This is a genomic window from Streptomyces sp. NPDC094034 (assembly GCF_040303865.1).
Taxonomy (GTDB): Bacteria; Actinomycetota; Actinomycetes; order Streptomycetales; family Streptomycetaceae; genus Streptomyces.
On record NZ_JBEOUD010000001.1, the window covers coordinates 541,730 to 560,242 of the forward strand.

Below are 18,513 nucleotides of genomic sequence, written 5' to 3' on the forward strand. Positions count from 1 at the left end.
AGTACGATGGAGATCGTCCGAATGCCGTACAGAGCCGGCGTGCCGCCGCAGAGCCCTCGCCCCCGGGCCCGGCCCCGCTGGTGGACCGAGCTGACGCTGCTCGTCCTGGTCTACGCGGCGTACTCCCTGGGCCGGCTGCTCGCACGGGGCGACATGTCGACCGCCGTCGACCACGGACTCGCGATCCTCCGAGTGGAGAAGGCGCTCCTCCTCAACGCCGAGCATCCGCTCAACCGGCTCTTCACCAGCACCCCCGCCCTCGGCATACCCGCCGACTTCGCCTACGCCTCGCTGCACTACCTCGTCACCCCGGCCGTCCTCGTCTGGCTCTTCCGCCGTCGCCCCGCCCGCTACCGGGCCGCCCGTACCTGGCTGATGCTCTCCACCGTCCTCGGCCTGGCCGGCTTCACCCTTCTGCCCACCTGCCCGCCCCGGCTGCTGGAGGCGGGGTACGGCTTCGTCGACACCATGGCGCAGTACAGCGCGTACGGATGGTGGGGCGACGAGGCGAGCGCCCCGCGCGGTCTCGGCGGGCTGACCAACCAGTACGCGGCGATGCCCAGCCTCCATGTCGGCTGGGCCCTGTGGTGCGGGGTGCTGCTGTGGCGGCACAGCCGTAACCCGCTGATGAAATGGGCGGGCGCCGGCTATCCGCTGTTCACCACCGCGGTGGTGATGGGGACCGCGAACCACTACTTCCTGGACGCGGTCGCGGGCGCGGCCGTGATGGGCGTCGGGGCACTGCTGACCCGGCCGGCGCTGCGCGCGGCCGAGTTCGTACGGGGCTCGGCCGAACGCGTACGGGGCGCGGCCGAGCCCGCGGCGTCGCGGACCCCACCCCGTAAAGACCCGATTGTCAGCGGCGGATGCGAGACTTCCGCGGGTGAGCGATTCCCTGGGCAGCGGACCCGCACCAGCACCTCCGGTACCACCCCCGGCACCACCTCCGCGGACGACACTCCGGCGACGGCTCGCTGAGCTGCGCGGCCCCGCCGTCGCGCCGCATCCGCTCGACGCCCGTGCGCTGGCCGCCCTCGCCGCCAACCCCGGCTGCCGACGGCGCGCCCTGCTGGACGGCGCCGGAGTCGACAAGGCGGCGCTCGCGTCGGCGCTCGGCTCGCCCGCCCCGTTCGGCCAGTCGCAGTTCGCGTTCATGCGCGGCAACGCCTTCGAGGCCAAGGTCAAGGCCGACGGCGGTACGGAGCTGATGCGGCTGCTGTCCGAACGGCTCGGCGGGCAGTCACCCCCGCCGGCCCCCGACGACGTCCTCGTCCCCGATCTGTCCGCGGCCGGTCCCGAGGGCCGTACGGCCCGTACGGCCCTGGCCCTGCGCGAGGCCACGGAGGCGCGCGCGTGGGCGCTGCTCGACCATCCGCTGCTGGCCCTTGAGGTGGCGGGCTCCCCCGCGTATCTGGAGCCGGACGCGGTGGTGGTGCGTCCGGACGGCCGGTGGACGGTCGTGGAGATCAAGTCCTTCCCGATGATCGACGGTTCGGCGGACGCGGCGAAGGTGGGCGCGGCGGCGCGGCAGGCCGCGGTGTACGTGCTGGCGCTGGAGCGGGTCGCCCTCCACACGGCGGGCGCGGAGGTGGCCGACCGCGTCCTGCTGGTCTGCCCCAAGGATTTCTCCAACCTGCCGGCCGCGTCGGTCGTGGACGTACGCAAGCAGTTGTCGGTGACACGCCGTCAACTGGCCAGGCTGACCCGGATCGAGGACATCGCGGCCGGGCTGCCCGAGGGCACCACCTTCGATCTGGACCACTGCTCGGGCGAGGAGCTGACGGCCGCCGTCGAATCGGTCTCGGCTGCCTACGCGCCCGAGTGCCTGTCCGCGTGCGAACTGGCCTTCCACTGCCGCCACCGGGCCCGCGCACAGGGCGCGGTGGAGGCGCTGGGCCGTGGTGTGCGGGGCGAGTTGGGCGGGCTGACCACGGTCGGCGCGGTGCTGGCGGCGGCGCACGGCGCGGCGGGCGACCCGGCGGACCCGACGGTCATCGCCCTGCGCAGGGCGGCGGCGCTGCGGACGGAGGCGCTGGCGGCGGCGTCCGGGGCCTCCGGTGAAGCGGCCCAGGGCGCGGCCGAGGGAGCCGGGTCGGTCATGGTGGCCACGGACGAGGCGGTCGCATGTCGCTGATCAGTACGCTCGCGCGGCTGGAGGCCATGGAGAGCGGACGGGCCCGGCCGCTGGCCACCGTCCGGCACCGCAGGATCTCGGACAAGCCGCTGGTGCTCGTACCGCTCACCACGGCGGGCGAGGCCGGTGCCCCGCTCGGCGCGCTGGTCGGGACGGACCGGGACGCGCCCCGGCTGCTGACCGTCGCGCAGCCGCGCGACCGCGATCTGCGGTTCGCGTTCCTCGGCGAGCTGGCCGAGGCGGTACTGCCGTATCTGGACGCGTACGCCGAGGTGATCGAGCCGGCCGAGCGCAATGAGACGGACCCGGAGACCGGAAAGCGGATCAAGGTCGAGGTCGAGCTGTGCGTGGACGCGCCGCAGTTGATCGTGCCGAGCCGGCCGGGCATCGATTTCGTACGGCTGCTGGGGCGGTCGATGCGGTTCCGACGTACGGCCGAGGACGATCCGGACGCCCCGTATCCCGCACCGCCGCGTGTGCCGTTGCTCGGTCGCTGGCTGACGCACTACGGCGAGCGCGCCCGGGTGCCGGGGTCCTCGCTGCTGCTCGCGGCGACCGATCTGCTGAACCGCCACTGGGCGACCGGGCAGTCCAGCCTGGAGGACCAGCATCTCGGCGCCCTGCTCTCCTGGATCGATCCGCCGGAAGACCTCTCGGGCGCCGAGGCGGCGCTCCGGGCCGAGCTGGACCGGGACCGCGGCGGGCAGCTGCGCTGTCCCCCGGCGGGGCCCGCCACCGACCCGGCGTTCGACAACAGACTGCTGGCGCCCGCCATCGAGGGGTACGACCGGGCGCGCCAGGCGCTCGCCGCGGCGGAGGACGGGCCGGGCGCGGAGGAGCAGTTGGCCCGGCTGACGGCGGCGGAGCGGGAGATCCGCGAACTGCTCGCGGGTGTCATGCGGCCGACCTGGGACGCGGTGTGGCGCGGCCTCGACCTGCTGCGCGCGCTGCCGGAGGGGGAGCGCGTCACCGACCGCTGGACACGCGACCGCTGGTCGTTCACCGGCCATCGCGACCGGGTGCGCGCCGGGGAGCCGCCGCAGCCCCGGCGGGACGACGCGGTGACGGCGGCGCAGAAGCTCGCCTCGCGTGAGACGGCGCAGGCGCGGCTGGAGGCCCAGGAGGCGCTGGACGATCCGCTGGTGTTCGCGGGGCGCAGGCTGTCCGGCGAGGCCTTCCTGAGCGAGGTGACGGAGGTGGTGATGGCGTACAGCGAGAGCAAGCGGCCGAGCCCGCGCCCGCTGGTCACCGTCCGCACCGAGGACCGGCCGCATCTGGAGGCGGGTACGAAGGTGTTCCGCTCGCTGGACGGCAAGCCGCAGTCGGCCGAGTTCGTACGGTCGTCCACCGCCGACTCCCACGGCGCCGACCGGGCCGACAGCTCCGACAGCTCCGACGGTGTGCTGGTGCTGCGGCTGACCGACCGGATGGGCCGCGGCAAGGAGCCCGCTCCCGGTTCCGTGCCGGAGAAGGGCGACCGGATCGCCTGGACGCTCTTCGAGCACGACCAGCGCGGTGGCCCCGGATTGCCGGACCCGGAGGAGACGCCGTGGACCCACGGCGGGCCCCCGGAGGCGCGGGACGCGTCCCTGACCCCGAGCCTTCCCGAGGCTCCGGACCCGATCACCGAGGAGGACTTCCTGTGACGGACACCGCGGCGTCGGTACCCGCCACTTCGGACAGCGCCACCAGCTCCGCCACCGGCCGGGCGGCCTTCGACCCGGGCGCGGCGGCCGCGCGTGCCACCGACGCGATCCTGCGCGACACGCTGCACGGCACCCACCGCGGTGTGGTGGTCGACTCGCCGCCCGGCGCGGGCAAGTCGACGCTCGTCGTCCGGGCCGCCCGGGAACTGGCCGCGGCCGGACGGCCGTTGATGGTCGTCGCGCAGACCAACGCCCAGGTGGACGACCTGGTCGCACGACTCGCCGAGAAGGATCCCGAGCTGCCGGTCGGCCGGCTGCACAGCAACGACCCCGACCCGTACGACAAGGCCCTGGACGCGTTGCCGAATGTCCGCAAGTCCGCGAAGGCGGCGGATCTGGCGGGGCTCGATGTGGTGATCTCGACGGCGGCGAAGTGGGCGCATGTGCGGGGCGTCGAGCCCTGGCGGCACGCCATCGTGGACGAGGCGTACCAAATGCGTTCGGACGCGCTCCTCGCCGTCGCCGGGCTCTTCGAACGCGCCCTGTTCGTCGGCGACCCCGGCCAGCTGGACCCGTTCAGCGTGGTGGGCGCCGACCAGTGGGCGGGGCTGTCGTACGACCCGTCCGCGAGCGCGGTCTCCACGCTCCTCGCGCACAACCCCGAGCTGCCCCAGCACCGGCTGCCCGTGTCATGGCGGCTCCCGGCGTCCGCGGCGCCGCTCGTGTCGGACGCGTTCTATCCGTACACCCCGTTCCGCAGCGGTACGGGCCGTGGCGACCGGGGGCTCGCGTTCGGGGTGCCGTCCGACGGCTCGGGCCCCGACCGGGTGCTCGACGAGGCGGCCGAGTCCGGCTGGGGCCTGCTGGAGCTGCCCGCCAGGCGTACGCCCCGTACGGACCCGGAGGCCGTCCGGGCCGTGGCGCTGGTCGTGCGCCGATTGCTGGACCGCGGCGGCGCGGCCACCAGCGAGCGCTCCCCCGATCCGGTGCCGGTCACGGCCGACCGGATCGCGGTCGGCACCGCCCACCGCGACCAGGCGGCGGCGGTCCGCGCGGCCCTCGCGGAGCTGGGGGTGAGCGGGGTGGCCGTGGACACCGCGAACCGGCTCCAGGGCCGTGAGTTCGATGTCACGGTGGTGCTGCACCCGCTCTCCGGCCGACCGGACGCCACCGCGTTCCACCTGGAGACGGGCCGACTGTGCGTCCTGGCCTCCCGGCACCGGCACGCGTGCGTCGTGGTGTGCCGCGCGGGCGTGGCGGAACTGCTGGACGAGCACCCGTCGACGGAGCCGGTCCAGCTGGGAGTGACGGTGAAGTTCCCGGACGGCTGGGAAGCGAACCACTCGGTCCTGGCCCGCCTCTCGGAGCACCGGGTGAGCTGGCAGCCCTGAGTCGACTCCGCCCGAAGAGCGTGGACGGCAGGGGGCCGATTCGCGCCGTGAAGCGTCCACAGGCCCCGACACCAGCGCATGGACCTGGCTCCACCGGCTCCTGTGCGCCCTTGACGCGGCCCACGGCTCAAAGCGAGGGTCATGCGACAAGTCGCAACATGCTTATGCGGGAGAGGTAGCCATGTCACTACTGTTCTTCGGCAAGGACCCCGAGACGGACGAGGACCACTGTCCGACCGTCTGGGTGGATGACGAGAACGATGACCTCGTCTTACAGGGGTGGAAGATCGACGGCGCCACGGAGAACAAGTGTCTGCAGGTCGGCCCGATCTCCGACACCGAAGCCGTCATTCGCGTTCCGGCCCGAATGGTGCCGCAGATCAGGAAGGCGTGCGATGCCGCAGAACGCTCAGCCGAGCTTCGCTGAGTGCATCCAGGACACGAAACACTCGGCGGTGCATCTGGAGATGCGCGACGACTATGGCGACAACGAACGGTTCGCCGCCTGGCGACGAGGAAAACGGATCGACTGGGACGACCGGGCATCCTGGTGGCGCGGCTTCCACGACCAGATCGCCGGGGCAGTTGCACGTGGCGTTTCCATTCGCCGAGTCCGCATCGTCAGTGAGCCCGTTTCGGAATACATCCGTTGGGAGCACCACATCACGCGGGCCAACATCATCGCTGGAGAGCAAGTCCGATGGGTGCCACGCGGTCTCGCGTCGGACCTTCTGCTTCCGTGCAACGATTTCTGGCTGTTCGATGACCAACTGGCGAGGATTCACCACTTTGCCGGGAACGGCTCTCTCGTCTCTGACGAGTTCGCTTCCGAGCCCGACATCCTGAAAACGTTCGCCGTGTCGTTCGAAGCCGCGTGGGAACGCGGCATCTCACACGAGGAATACACGGTCTGATCGTTCCACCATCGCCTTCCGGCCGGACCATGCCTTCGTCTCCATTCTCCAGTGCCCAGGCCGTGCGTGAGTCAGTGGCCGCACGGCTCAAGGAAATTCGCCGTGATGCGAACCTGACGATGCAGGACCTGGCTGACAGGTGCGGCTGGAACAAGGCGAAGACCTCACGCATCGAGGCCGCGAAAACCACCCCGTCCGATACCGATATCCGGTCCTGGTGCACTGCCTGCGACACAGAGGAACAGGCGGCGGATCTCATCGCCTCGTCCCGCTCGGCAGATTCCATGTACGTCGAGTGGCGACGGATGCAGCGCACGGGCCTGCGCAGGCTCCAACAGGCCAATGTCCCCTTGTACGAGCGGACGAGACTGTTCCGCGTGTACTGCTCCCGGGTCATGCCCGGTCTCCTCCAGACCGAGAGCTACGCACACGCGCTTCTGACGCTGATCGCGGATTTCCGCGGCCTGCCGAACGATGTCACCGAAGCCGCGGCGGCCCGCGTGGACCGATCGCACGTCATTCGCGACGGTCTCCACCGCGTTGTCCTGCTGGTCGAGGAGGACGTACTCACCCACCGGATCGGCAGCAACTCGGTGATGGCCGACCAGCTCGGCCACCTGCTGACTTCGATGTCATATCCCGCCGTCTCGCTCGGCATCATTCCTCGCACAGCGCCCCGAGTCATGTGGGGGCCCGAGACATTCACCATGTTTGATGACCAGCGGGTTCATGTCGAATTGCTGGCCGCGAAGGTCACCGTCACGACACCGACTGAGGTGGGCGTGTACAAGCGGGCGTTCGCGCGCCTCGCCAAGATGGCCGTGTACGGTCCGCCGGCCCGGACTTTGATCAGCGGAGCGCTCGACGCTCTCGACTAACCGCTCTGCAACAAGATGCAACAACGTGGACCGGGAACTCCCTTCCTTCGTAACGTCACTGACATCCGATCAGCCATGTCGTGGTCAGCGACAGGAAGTGAGGCAGAAATGGGCAAGAAGGGCGGGAACCACTCCGGCAAGCCGGATACCTCCAGCAGCGACGGCCACCGCGACAAGCCACCTGGCCCGACCAAGCCGTACGAGCCGCCGAAGAAGTGAGGCCGAATGACGACGCAGCAGCGACTGGTGGAGACGCTCAAGAGCAAAGGGGTTCTGTCTCCTGAATGGCAGGACGCCGTGACCTCGGTGGATCGCGCGCTGTTCATCCCCGAGGTCATCGAAGAAGGGGACTTCACCACCGATCCTGAGGGCTGGTTGCGGACTGTCTACTCGGACGCACCTGTCGTGACTCAGGTCAACGATGGTGAGCCGACGCCCGAAGGTGAATTCAGGCTCTTCACGTCGTCCTCCTCCATGCCGTCGATCATGCTCGAAATGCTGAGCCTGCTCGATGTGCGGGAAGGGCAACGGGTATTGGAGATCGGTACCGGGACCGGTTACAACGCCGCCTGGCTGTCACACCGGCTGGGCGAGAACAACGTGACCACGGTGGAGGTGGACGAGGCGGTGTTGTCCACAGCCGTGCAGAACCTGAAACGGGCGGGATTCCACCCGACGACGATTCTGGGAAACGGTCGTGCGGGGCACCGCGGGTGCGCGCCGTACGACCGCGTGATCTGCACCTGCACCATACGAGATGTGCCGTCGTCGTGGTTGGAGCAATGCCCCCATGGGCGCATTGTCAGTCCATGGGGCAGCAGCTTCTTCAGTGGCTCGTACGCCACGCTGAACGTGGTCGACGGTAAGGCTCAAGGGTGGTTCTCCGGTTACCCGGCCTTCATGTGGGACCGCACCCAGCGAGCCGGGGCCGGTCGCGTCGCGGACATGTACCACCAGGAGAACGGAGCGAGGAGCACCACCGACATCCCTCCGCAGAACGTCATCCAGGACGACCCCGCCTTCTTCACAGGGCTGAGCCTCACGGACGCGTGGTACCGGTGGTGCGACGCGGACGACGGCAGCGGAGAAGCCACCTTGTGGTTCTTCGCCGACGACCGGAAGTCGTGGGCCACCGTCGACTACGTCCCGGACGCGGAGACCTACGAGGTGGAGCAGTACGGGCCCCGTGCGCTGTGGGACGAGGTCCGGAAGGAGTTCCTTGGTTGGCATGACGTGGGGAAGCCGGAACGCGGTCCCGGTTCGGTCTGACGATCGACGGTGACGGGCAGCGGGTGTGGCTGGATGCTCCGCATAACGTCATCGGAAAGAGCGCCGTCGGAGAGAGCACCCTCGGAGAGACATAGGCGCGCTCACTGGCTCGCTATGCCTTCGCCACTCAGCAGGTCCCGGCCGAACTCGACCATCTTCCTCGTGTAGTCCTCGGTCCACTGCGCGCGCAGCGCGATGTCCGCCGTCGTCAGCCGGTCGAACCGGCGGGGATCCGCGAGCTGCGCGGCGGCGATCGCCTGGAACTCGACGGCACGGTCGGTCGCCGCCCGGAACGCGAGAGTCAGCTCCGTGGCCCTGGCCAGCAGATCGGCGGGGTCGTCGATGGATTCGAGGTCGAAGAAGTGCTCGGGGTCGGCGACCGCCTGCGAGGGCTCGAAGAGCAGCGGCGCCGGCCGCAGCCGCCGCTCGCTCCGCTCGGGATCCGGCATCGGTTCTCCTCCTGCTCGTGCGTGTCCGGCCTCTCGGCCACCGTCCATTGTCCCGCCCGGCGCAAGGGGGCCTCGAAAGGTGCCCTGCTTCAGGGTCCTGGCCTGCCGTGATCGGTGCCACGGCCAAGGCGCCGTCCGGTGGCAGCGCCCGCCCCGTGCCCCTTCCGGGCGCTGCTCCGAATCGTTCGAAGACGCTGGGAGACCTCGTTTCGGCGGGGGCTTCCTTCGTTCGTTCACCGCGCGCGGCGGGCGAAGCCGACGGGCAGAGTGAAGCGGGCGGGCCGGATGGGGCAGGTGAGTAACCCGTGTGGCATATGCGGTGCGCAGGTTACGCCTCCCCGCGCCGCCCTGTCCCGTCTTTCGCGAACTCTCGGGAATGGGTTCATTACTCCCGGTAGATCTGACTGCCATGAGCGTATGGCTACGAGATGAATCCCCGCTGAGCCCCGGAACGAGTGCCGACGAGCGCCGCACCGGCGTCTTCGGCCTTCTCCATGACGAGGGCCGCCCTCACACCGCGCGGGTCACCCCCGCCGGCGCGGAGTGGCTCGCCTCCGCCGGACCGTACTCCCGCTCCACGCTCTCCCTCTGGAACGCCCGTCCGACCGCTCCCGCAGTGCTGCCGTGCGGCTCCGCCTTCGATGTGGTGAACGCCCCCGCGATGTTCGGCCGGCGCATGCTGGACCGGCTCTGGTCCAACGGTCCCGGCTCGGGACCGGTCGCGGCGTATCGCGGCCGTACGCTGCTGTTCGCCGCGCCCGGCACCGCCCAGCGGCTGCCGTCTCTGCTCGCCTGGGAGGAGTGGGGCGGCTCGGGGCCCGACGAGCGCGAGGCGGCACCGCCGCCCCTGCTCTGCCACGGCACAGGTGACGCGGTGACCGTACCGCCGCTGACGCCGGGATCCGCGTCGGGGCCGCGCTGGCTGGTCGCGCCCGACACCCGCCACCCCTGGCTGCCGGGGCCCGATGTGCTGCTCTGGGCCTGCGTACGGGCGGCCCGCGACCAGAAGGCGTCCGCGACCGGCTCCGTACCGCGCCCCAGGACGGCGCCGCGAGCGTCGGCGGAAGCCATTGCCCGGCTGCCCCGGCCGCGCTCCTGACCACGGGAAACGCCATCCAAACGGGTCCGCGTATATCGATTTTTCTTCGCGCCGATCCGGGTGCTAAGGTCTACGACGTCAGCAGGCGCCGCTAGCTCAGTTGGTTAGAGCAGCTGACTCTTAATCAGCGGGTCCGGGGTTCGAGTCCCTGGCGGCGCACAGACATGAAGGAGCCTCTCGCGTGAGCGGGGGGCTCCTTCGTTTGCCCTTCGGCCCCAGGGCCGGTCCTCGTACCGCGACGGTACTAACGCGCGACCTCCGGGGTGATCTTGACGGTCCAGGCCCCGGTGGGCGTACGGTCGGCCACCTGCACCCGCGTCCGCTCCCCCTCGACCGTGAAGGTCTCGCCGACCCCCAGCGGCGCGTCGGCCAGCGGCGGATACACCGAACGGTCCCAGCAGGCCTCACCGTCCGGATGGGTGTCCACCACCTCGACCGGGCCGCCGCCCGACGCCGTCTCGCCGCGCACCCGGTAGATCAGCACCCCCTCCGTACAGGTGTGCAGATCGTTGCCGGTCGCGGCGCGCGCCTCGATGGCCAGCGCGGTGTTCCGGCCGGTCCTGACGACGGCGAGCCGGGTCCCGACGCTCCCGCCGGGGGTAGGCGCCGCGGCGATCGGCTCCAGGGTGAGCAGGCTCGTGCCCGTGGGCTGCACGCACCGCACCTGCCGCTGGTCCAGCCAGCCGAGCTTCCACTTGTGCCAGCCGAAGAGATCGGGCGCCATCCCGAACTGGCTCCCCATCACATCCCAGTCGCCGACATAGGTGTCCCAGTCGCCCCTGCCGTCCGTGGGGCGGTGGTAGAGGTCCGCCAGATCGAAGACATGCCCGGTCTCATGGGCCAGCACATTGCGGTCCGGCGGGTGTCGCTCGAAGACGGTGACGATACGCCGGATCTCCGTGCCGTCCGCTCGCATCGGCCGGTCGAAGTTGACCACTTTCGTGGCATCGGAGTCGACCCCGGGCGCGTCCGGATCGGCGACCAGATACACGACGTCGTAGCGCGAGAAGTCGACCGCCGGATCGGCCGCGGCCAGCGCGTCCCGCAGATAGGCCGTGCGCCGGGCGGGCTCCCAGTCACGCCTTATCCCGTAGTCGGTGGAGGCGTGCGGCATCCGGAACCACTGGAGCTGGGGGTGGGCGCGCAGCGCGAACTTCCCGTACGAAGCCTGTTCGTAGAAGCGGCTGGTGGCCGGGAAGTGATCGGCGGCCAGTTCGGCCGGGTCGGCCAGCGGCACCGAGTCGGGAAAGGAGAGAAAGATCATGACCGCGTCGAGGACGCGATCCGGGCGTGGATAGGAGGCGTTCCAGGTGTCGAGGCCGAGGGAGTGGTGGGCGGCGGTACGCGGCAGGGCGCAGGGCCCTTCCGGCGCCGAGGCCCCCGCGGGCCCCGCGATCAGTGATGTGGCGGCGAGCGCCACGAGGGAGGTCACGGCGGCCGCGGTCCTGCGCAGGCGTGGCCGTTCCACTCCCCCGGGTGGCTGCGGACGCTGCACATCGACCTCCGTTTCCGGATTGGGGGACACCACTCCCACCTTGGGTCGTTTTGTATGACTCCGCCCTGTTCCGCTGCACCGGATGGGTGAGGAGGCTTGTGACCAGGGCGTCGACGACCCGACACCCCGAGGCGTCACGGAAAGTCACAGGCGATCACGGCGGGCTCTCCCGGTGCCACAGACGTGCAGAAACGATCGCGCGGTGGCAAGCCGGCGGGATTACGCTGCCTCTTCGCCGTCCTGGAGCTGGAATGGCCGCCCGGCCTGCCTCTATGATCGGCACACTTTCCCTGGCAGACCCGTCCCGACCACTCTGTACGACTCTGTACGACACGACTGCACCGCGGGAGCGAGCCGTGAGCGGAACCTCCGAAGGACCGCGTCCAGCGGCGGTCACCGCGGCCGGCGTCGCACGGCCACCCGTTACGGAGCGTCATACCTTCGGCAGAACAGCCGCCGAGTCGTTGGACGGGCGCGGCGCACCCGCCCCTGGCGGCGCGTACGCGGGTGGAGGCGCGCACGCACCGGGCGGCGCGCGGTCGGCGGACGATACACACGCGGCAGCCGACGCACTGGACTTCCGCGGTGCCTTCCGGGCCGCCGAACTCGCCATGGCCGTGATCGACCACGAGGGCGCGGTCGTCAGCGTCAACGACGCGCTCGCCGTGCTCCTCGACACCGAGCCCGCCGCGCTCACGGGCCGGGCCGCGGCCGATCTCGTCGACCTCGCCTCCGACAGCCGCACCTGGGACGCCTACAGCGCGGTGCTTGAGCGCCGGCGCGCCCGCTTCCGCTGCACCCGTCGTCTCAAACACCCCGACGGACGGACGCTCTGGGCAGAAGTCACCGTCGTCCCCGTACCCGAGAGCCGCGGGGCGCTGCTCTCGATCGCGGACATCAGCGACCGGCGCGAGCTCCAGGCGCGGCTGCGCCATCTCCAGATGCACGATCCGGTGACCCGGCTGCCCAACCGCACCCTGTTCTTCGAACGGCTCTCCGCCGCGCTGGAGGCCTCGACGTACGACGGCGTCACATACGGCGTGACCTATGGCGTGACGTACGGCGGGTCCCCGGCCCATCCGGACCGCGGGCCGTACGGCGATGGCAGAACAGGGCGGATCGGGCTGTGCTACCTCGATCTCGACGGCTTCAAGGCCGTCAACGACACGCTCGGCCACCGCACCGGCGACCGGCTGCTCGCCGCCGTCGCGACCCGTCTCACCGAGTGCGCCGACCAGGACGGCTACACCCGCAGCGGCGGCCATCTGGTCGCCCGGCTCGGCGGGGACGAGTTCGCGATCCTCGTCGAGGACTCCACCGGTACGGAACAACTCGCCGATCTGGCACGCTCCGTACTCACCGCGCTCCAGCGCCCCTTCGATCTGGCCGGGCAGCGGCTCTCGGTCTCGGCGTCGATCGGGGTCGTGGAGCGAGCCGCGGAAGGCACCACCCCGACCGGTCTGATGCAGGCCGCCGACACCACGCTGTACTGGGCGAAGGCCGACGGCAAGGCCCGCTGGACCCTTTTCGACCCGGAGCGCAACGCCCACCGGATGACCCGGCAGGCGCTCACCTCGACGCTGCGGCCTGCCGTGGAGCGCGAGGAGTTCGTGCTCCAGTACCAGCCGCTGGTGGGGATGGCCGACGGGGTCGTGCGGGGGGTGGAGGCGTTGGTGCGCTGGAACCACCCGCAGTTCGGGACCCTGGCGCCGAATCGGTTCATCGGGATCGCCGAGGAGGACGGCTCGATCGTGCAGCTCGGCCGCTGGGTGCTGCGTACGGCGTGCCGCCAGGCGAGACGGTGGCAGGTGGACCACCCGCACACCCGGCCGCTCTTCGTCAGCGTCAATGTCGCCGTACGCCAGGTCTGGGACTCCGACCTGGTCGCGGACGTGGCGGAGATCCTCGCGGAGACCGGTCTCGCGCCGCAACTGCTACAGCTGGAACTGACGGAGTCCGCGGTGATGGGGTCGGCGGGCCGGCCCCTCCAGGCCCTCCAGGCGCTGAGTGACATGGGCGTACGGATCGCCATCGACGACTTCGGCACCGGCTACTCGAACCTCGCGTATCTCAGCCGGCTGCCCGTCTCGGTCCTCAAGCTGGACGGCTCGTTCGTCCGTGGTTTCCGTTACGACGAGGGTGTCCATCCGAGCCCGGCCGACGAGACGATCGTGGAGGCCCTGATCCAGCTCGCGCACCGGCTGGGGCTGACGGTCACCGCGGAGTGCGTGGAGACCTCGGGCCAGGCCGCCCGGCTCCAGCGGATCGGCTGTGACACGGGGCAGGGCTGGCTCTTCTCCCGTCCGGTGGCGCCGGAGCGGATCGCGGAGATGGTCGCGGTCAGCCCGAGAGGCAGGTAGCGGCACGTCGCGACAAGCAGAGGCATGTGACGGCCACTCAGGCCATCATGTGCCGCCCGTACGTGGCCCGTACGCGCAGGACGTACGGGGCGTACGGGGCGTACGAGATGTACGTGGCATACGGGGGCGTACGCGCGGGCCATACCCGAACGGATGGGCCCTTGGCTGGCGGGGACTCGCCATTCGTTCGGGTGGCCTTGCCGCTGGTCCGGGCGCTGGGTGATCGTGGAGAGGCGTCCCGGTGTCTGTCCCGCCGGTGTCCCGCCGGGGCGTGAGACCACGGCAGCGGCGGAGACGACGGGGACGAAAGACATGAGCTGGGAAACGGGCAGGACCGGCGGCGGGGGCCAGGGCAAGCACGCGGGCGGCAAGGATCCTGGTACGGCGAAGCCTTCGCCGGACACGGCTCAGCCCAGGCCCGGACCGAAGCACGGCAAGTAGCGCGGTGACGGATGCCGTGCCGGGCGGCGCGCCCCGTACAGGCGCCGCCGAGCGGGCCGCCATGCGGGGGCTGCTCGACGGGTTGCGCGGTGCCCTGGCCGGTCCGCTCGCGCCGGAGTGGGAGCGTGCCTTCTGGGCGGTGCCGCGGCACCGGTTTCTGCCGGAGAGGGTCTGGGTCGACGAGGATCTGACGGCCTGTAGCCGAGGGGCTGCGCCGGACCACTGGCTCCGCGCCGCATACGCGAACGGGCCGGTGGTGACGCAGATCAACGACGGCCGGGATCCTGGCGACGGCGAGCGCCGGGCCTCGTCGTCGGCGTCGGCACCGTCGATCGTCTTCCGTATGCTGCGCCTGCTGGCGGTGGAGGACGGGCACCGCGTGCTGGAGATCGGCACCGGGACCGGCTGGAACGCCGGGCTGCTGGCGCATCGGCTCGGCGGTGAGCGCGTGACCACCGTCGAGCTGGATCCCCTGCTCAGCGCGCGGGCAGCACGTCAGCTCCGCACGGCCGGTCTGGAGCCCCGGGTGGTCACCGGTGACGGCACGGCGGGGTACGCGCCCGGCGCCCCGTACGACCGGGTAGTGGCCACCTGCTCCGTACGGCGGGTGCCGCGCGCCTGGCTGGAGCAGACCCGGCCGGGCGGGGTGATCCTCACGCCCTGGGAATCACCCTGGTTCTGCTTCGGGTTGCTGCGGCTCACGGTCCGGGACGACGGCAGCGCCTCCGGCCGGTTCTCCCCGCACTCGGCGTTCATGCTCATCCGCAACCAGCGCACGGACCTGCGGATCTACCGCGATGTCGTGGAGGACGACCAGATACCGGAGCGGTCCGCCACGGAGCTGTGCCCCTGGGCGGTGGCGGGCGACGACCCGGCCGCGCGCTTCGCCATCGGCCTGCGGCTCCCGGACATCTGGCGTGCCTGGCACGACAACCCGGATGTGCATGGCGTGGCGTCCCGGCTCTGGCTCGCCACCACCGACACCACGTCCTGGGCGGCCGTCGACTGGGACGACCGGACGGACCATCGGCTGACGGTCTGGCAGTACGGCCCGCGTCGACTGTGGGACGAGGTCGAGGCCACGTACCGATGGTGGCTCCGGGCCGGCAGTCCGGGCCCGGAGCGCTTCGGTCTGACCGTCGCCCCTGACGGCGGGCAGACACCATGGCTCCACACCCCGGCCGGGGTGTGGAGGTCGGGGACGGACGAGCCAGAGCGGTGACGCTGGGGACCATCCCCGGTGACGCTGGGAACCGTCCCCGCTGACGCTGGGAACCGTCCCCGCTGACACTGGGAACCGTCCCCGCTGACACTGGGAACCGTCCCCGCTGACGCTGGGGACCATCCCCACTGGCCCCGGGCCGTCCCCATGCCCCTGGGACCGCCCCGCTCCCGCTCCCGCCTCACTCCCGAGAGAGTCCGAGGGCTGGGCGTCAGGCAGGCAGGCCGTACACGTCCGCGATCAGCTCATAGCTGCGCAGCCGCTCCTCGCCGCTGTGCGCGTGGCTGGTGAGCATCAACTCATCGGCGCCCGTGCGCTTCTGAAGGTCGTTGAGGCCGTCGCGGACCGCGTCCGCGGTGCCGTGCACGATATTGACCAGCCAGTTGTCCACGAACTCCTGCTCCACCGAGCTGAACCGGTACGCCTCGGCCTCCTCCGGTGTCGGAACGAGCCCCGGCCGGCCGGTGCGCAGCTGGACCATGGAGAGGGCGCCGGTCATGACCTGGCGGCGCGCCTCGCGCTCGTCGTCGGCGGCCAGGGCCGAGACGCCGATCAGCGCGTAGGGGGCGTCGAGGACGGCGGAAGGGCGGAAGGACTCCCGGTACAGGTCCAGCGCCGGGACGGTGTTCTGCGCCGAGAAGTGGTGGGCGAAGGCGAACGGCAGCCCCAGCACCCCGGCCAGCCTGGCGCTGAAGCCGGAGGAGCCGAGCAGCCAGATCGGCGGCCGGCCCACCGGGCCCTGGACGGGCCCCGGCACCGCGTGGATACGGGAGTACGGGTGGCCGTCGGGGAAGTCGTCGTCCAGGAACCGGGTCAGCTCGGCGAGCTGCTGCGGGAAGTCGTCGGCGCCTTCGTTCAGCCGGTCGGTGCGGCGCAGCGCGGCGGCCGTCGCCCCGTCGGTGCCGGGTGCGCGGCCGAGGCCCAGATCGACCCGGCCCGGGGCGAGCGCCTCCACCGTGCCGAACTGCTCGGCGATCACCAGCGGAGCGTGGTTGGGCAGCATCACACCGCCGGAGCCGAGCCGGATGCGCTCGGTGTGCGCGGCGAGATGGGCGAGGATCACGGCCGGGGAGGACGAGGCGACGCCCGGCATGGAGTGGTGCTCGGCGACCCAGTGCCGGTGGTATCCCCTGCGCTCGGCGAGCTTCGCGAGCGCGACGCTCGTCCGGAGCGACCGGGTGGCCGTGGAGCCACTGCCCACCGTGACCAGATCCAGTACCGAGAGGGGTACGGGCGCGGTGCCGTGTGCCGTGCCCCTGATGCCGTCCGTCGTGCCTCGGCTCGCGTCGTCCACCGGTCAGACCCTTCTGCGTATCGAATACGTACAGAAGGGCAACAACAGGAGGGAGTCTCCGGTTATTCCCGCGCCAAGCCGCTTATTCCCCGCACCGTCAGCGCGGGGCCTCGTACTCCCGGCCCTCGAACAGTTTCCCCAGCCGGGGCCCCCACGCCCTGCGCCGCGCGAGCCGCAGCCCCTCCCAGACCGTCACCTGGTTCGCGGTGAGGACCGGCTTGCCAAGGATCTCCTCCAGCTCGGACAAATACGCGATCGTGTGCAGGGCCGTGTCCGGGAGCAGGACGACCTCCGCGTCCGGATGGTCGCCCGCCCGGGCCAGTTCGAGGACCTGCTCCCGCTCCCAGGTGCCGACCTCGGCGGCGGTGATGATGCCGCTCGCCCGGTCCGAGACGACCTCGATCGCGGCCGCCTTGAGGAAGGCGGCGAAGTACGCGGTGACATCCGCCGGATAGGTGGCGGCGACGGCGACCCGTGAGGCGCCCAGCGCGCGTACGGCGTGGGCGAAGGCGAACGACGTGCTCGACGCCGGCAGTCCGGCGGCGGTGGCCAGGGCCCGGGTCTGCTTGTGGGCGCCCTCCCACCCGTAGACGAAGCTTCCGCTGGTACAGGCCCAGACCACGGATTCGGCACCGGCGAGGCGCAGCTCCTCCACCCCCTTGGCGAGCCGTTCGTCCGCCCCCATCCGGAGCAGCGCGTCGACCCGGTGGGCGTCCTCGCCGATATCGGTGTGGACGACGGGCAGCCTGATGTCGCTGCCGAACATCATCTCGATGCGGGGGTAGTCGTCCTCGGCCGAATGCCCGGGGTAGAGGAGTCCGACGGTGGTCATGTCCATCCTTCCGTATCTTCCGGCAGCGGCTCCGCCGATGGGGCGGCCTGCCCCTGCGGGGCGACTCCGACCGGGCCGACCGGCCCGATCGGCGCTGCCGGTGACACGGGCGCGACCGGTGGCAGGGGCTCCACCCGCGGCAGCGTCGGGACCTCGGGCGTCGAGGGCCGGTCCAGCAGCAGCGCCTGGTACGGACCGACGGCGTGTGCCCCGAGCCTGCGCAGTGCCGCCCACATCGTCACCTGGTTGGCGGACAGGACGGGCATCCTCAGCTCGGCCTCCAGCTGTGGAATCGCGTCGTACGTCGGCAGATTCGTACAGCTGATGAAGAGCGCGTCGGCCGCCCCGACAACGGCCTGTCGCGCCATGTCCACGACCGAGCGGTACGGCACCTTCCAGATGTGCCGGGTCAGCCCCAGAAAAGCGCGACCCGTCACAGTTACCCCGACCTCACCCAGATACTCCTCCAGCGACTGGGTGACCGACTCCGTATAGGGCGTGACCAGCGCGATACGGCCGACGCCCAGCTCCGTCAGCGCCTCGACCAGGGCGCCCGAGGTGGTGAGCGAGGGGACCTCACCGGCGCGGGTCATCGCCTCGCACATGGCGCGCTCGCCCGCCGCGCCGCCGACGAAACTGCCGGAGGTGCAGGCATAGGCGATGACCTCGGGCTCCGAGGCGCCGAGCGCCCTGACCGCCTCGCCCAGAGTCTCGTGCTCGCTGACCAGCCGGGCGAGGTCGAGAGAGACCTCGACCGGCACGTACGGCGTGCGGGTGACGCGCAGGGAGATGTCGTCCGGCACCCACCGCCACAGTTCACGGTCGAGTGCGAAATCGAAGGGAGCCACCACGCCGACACCGCGCTGCGGCTCCGGACCACCCAGAAAGGAGACTTCCATGACATGCCCCCTTGTCGGGTATCAGGCTCTTGTTGACGACGGTAGGAGCAAGGTGCGAGCGTGGTCAATCAGCCCATCTCAGACGTTGCACGGATTTTTCCCGAGGGAAATCCCGAGGGAACCCCGCCCGGCCCGATCCTCGGCGGACTCCCGCCCGTGCCGGGCGGATCCCGTCCGGCTGCCCGGCGAA

17 protein-coding genes and 1 tRNA gene are annotated in these 18,513 nt (G+C 71.1%); 13 read left to right on the forward strand and 5 right to left on the reverse strand.

The annotated features are described in order from the left end of the window. The first annotated feature begins 21 nt into the window (after positions 1 to 21). The 8 genes from ABTZ59_RS02340 to ABTZ59_RS02375 all read left to right on the forward strand — a co-directional run bounded on the left by ABTZ59_RS02340 (position 22) and on the right by ABTZ59_RS02375 (position 8,232). Entirely contained in the window at positions 22 to 978 is a 957-nt protein-coding gene (locus tag ABTZ59_RS02340) for a phosphatase PAP2 family protein (protein ID WP_351388581.1), read from the forward strand. Continuing rightward, positions 884 to 2,134 (forward strand): hypothetical protein, encoded by a 1,251-nt coding sequence (locus ABTZ59_RS02345; RefSeq protein ID WP_351388584.1) that lies wholly within the window; start codon positions 884 to 886, stop codon positions 2,132 to 2,134. The genes ABTZ59_RS02340 and ABTZ59_RS02345 overlap by 95 nt, the downstream gene beginning before the upstream one ends. Next, positions 2,125 to 3,780, forward strand: a complete 1,656-nt coding sequence (locus ABTZ59_RS02350; protein WP_351388587.1) for a hypothetical protein — start codon at positions 2,125 to 2,127, stop codon at positions 3,778 to 3,780. The genes ABTZ59_RS02345 and ABTZ59_RS02350 overlap by 10 nt, the downstream gene beginning before the upstream one ends. 107 nt (positions 3,781 to 3,887) lie before the next feature. Then, a complete protein-coding gene (locus tag ABTZ59_RS02355; RefSeq protein ID WP_351388799.1) occupies positions 3,888 to 5,171 on the forward strand; it encodes an AAA domain-containing protein in 1,284 nt (427 codons plus the stop codon). A gap of 181 nt (positions 5,172 to 5,352) precedes the next feature. Further along, positions 5,353 to 5,598 (forward strand): hypothetical protein, encoded by a 246-nt coding sequence (locus ABTZ59_RS02360; protein ID WP_351388590.1) that lies wholly within the window; start codon positions 5,353 to 5,355, stop codon positions 5,596 to 5,598. Continuing rightward, a complete protein-coding gene (locus ABTZ59_RS02365; protein ID WP_351388593.1) occupies positions 5,567 to 6,085 on the forward strand; it encodes a DUF6879 family protein in 519 nt (172 codons plus the stop codon). The genes ABTZ59_RS02360 and ABTZ59_RS02365 overlap by 32 nt, the downstream gene beginning before the upstream one ends. Positions 6,086 to 6,114: 29 nt before the next feature. Continuing rightward, positions 6,115 to 6,963 (forward strand): helix-turn-helix domain-containing protein, encoded by an 849-nt coding sequence (locus ABTZ59_RS02370; protein WP_351388802.1) that lies wholly within the window; start codon positions 6,115 to 6,117, stop codon positions 6,961 to 6,963. Between the two features lie 225 nt (positions 6,964 to 7,188). Next, on the forward strand, positions 7,189 to 8,232 hold the full coding sequence (locus ABTZ59_RS02375; protein ID WP_351388596.1) for a methyltransferase domain-containing protein: 1,044 nt from the start codon (positions 7,189 to 7,191) through the stop codon (positions 8,230 to 8,232). Positions 8,233 to 8,333: 101 nt separating this feature from the next. Here the strand turns inward: ABTZ59_RS02375 and ABTZ59_RS02380 are convergent, their stop codons facing one another. Beyond that, entirely contained in the window at positions 8,334 to 8,681 is a 348-nt protein-coding gene (locus ABTZ59_RS02380) for a DUF8844 domain-containing protein (RefSeq protein WP_351388599.1), read from the reverse strand. A gap of 409 nt (positions 8,682 to 9,090) precedes the next feature. On the opposite strand from ABTZ59_RS02380, the gene ABTZ59_RS02385 reads away from it, so the two are divergent. Both ABTZ59_RS02385 and ABTZ59_RS02390 read left to right on the forward strand, forming a co-directional pair. Further along, positions 9,091 to 9,780 (forward strand): bifunctional DNA primase/polymerase, encoded by a 690-nt coding sequence (locus ABTZ59_RS02385; protein ID WP_351388602.1) that lies wholly within the window; start codon positions 9,091 to 9,093, stop codon positions 9,778 to 9,780. 85 nt (positions 9,781 to 9,865) lie between these two features. Beyond that, positions 9,866 to 9,939: transfer RNA gene (locus tag ABTZ59_RS02390), tRNA-Lys, on the forward strand. 85 nt (positions 9,940 to 10,024) lie between these two features. Here the strand turns inward: ABTZ59_RS02390 and ABTZ59_RS02395 are convergent. Next, on the reverse strand, positions 10,025 to 11,305 hold the full coding sequence (locus ABTZ59_RS02395) for a M6 family metalloprotease domain-containing protein (RefSeq protein WP_503001802.1): 1,281 nt from the start codon (positions 11,303 to 11,305) through the stop codon (positions 10,025 to 10,027). Positions 11,306 to 11,631: 326 nt separating this feature from the next. On the opposite strand from ABTZ59_RS02395, the gene ABTZ59_RS02400 reads away from it, so the two are divergent. From ABTZ59_RS02400 to ABTZ59_RS02410, 3 genes are all read left to right on the forward strand, one after another. Continuing rightward, complete coding sequence (locus ABTZ59_RS02400) at positions 11,632 to 13,635, forward strand: putative bifunctional diguanylate cyclase/phosphodiesterase (RefSeq protein ID WP_351388605.1); 2,004 nt, start codon at positions 11,632 to 11,634, stop codon at positions 13,633 to 13,635. A gap of 312 nt (positions 13,636 to 13,947) precedes the next feature. Further along, positions 13,948 to 14,076 carry a hypothetical protein gene (locus ABTZ59_RS02405; RefSeq protein WP_351388608.1) on the forward strand — a complete coding sequence of 43 codons (129 nt, stop codon included), beginning with the start codon at positions 13,948 to 13,950 and terminating at the stop codon, positions 14,074 to 14,076. 4 nt (positions 14,077 to 14,080) lie between these two features. Continuing rightward, complete coding sequence (locus ABTZ59_RS02410) at positions 14,081 to 15,298, forward strand: methyltransferase domain-containing protein (protein ID WP_351388611.1); 1,218 nt, start codon at positions 14,081 to 14,083, stop codon at positions 15,296 to 15,298. Positions 15,299 to 15,509: 211 nt separating this feature from the next. Here ABTZ59_RS02410 and ABTZ59_RS02415 read toward each other — a convergent pair whose 3' ends face one another. The 3 genes from ABTZ59_RS02415 to ABTZ59_RS02425 form a co-directional block, all read right to left on the reverse strand. After that, a complete protein-coding gene (locus ABTZ59_RS02415; RefSeq protein ID WP_351388615.1) occupies positions 15,510 to 16,592 on the reverse strand; it encodes an LLM class flavin-dependent oxidoreductase in 1,083 nt (360 codons plus the stop codon). Positions 16,593 to 16,689: 97 nt separating this feature from the next. Then, positions 16,690 to 17,424, reverse strand: a complete 735-nt coding sequence (locus ABTZ59_RS02420; RefSeq protein WP_351388617.1) for a maleate cis-trans isomerase family protein — start codon at positions 17,422 to 17,424, stop codon at positions 16,690 to 16,692. Then, entirely contained in the window at positions 17,421 to 18,323 is a 903-nt protein-coding gene (locus ABTZ59_RS02425) for a maleate cis-trans isomerase family protein (RefSeq protein WP_351388620.1), read from the reverse strand. The genes ABTZ59_RS02420 and ABTZ59_RS02425 overlap by 4 nt, the downstream gene beginning before the upstream one ends. Between the last annotated feature and the right edge of the window lie 190 nt (positions 18,324 to 18,513).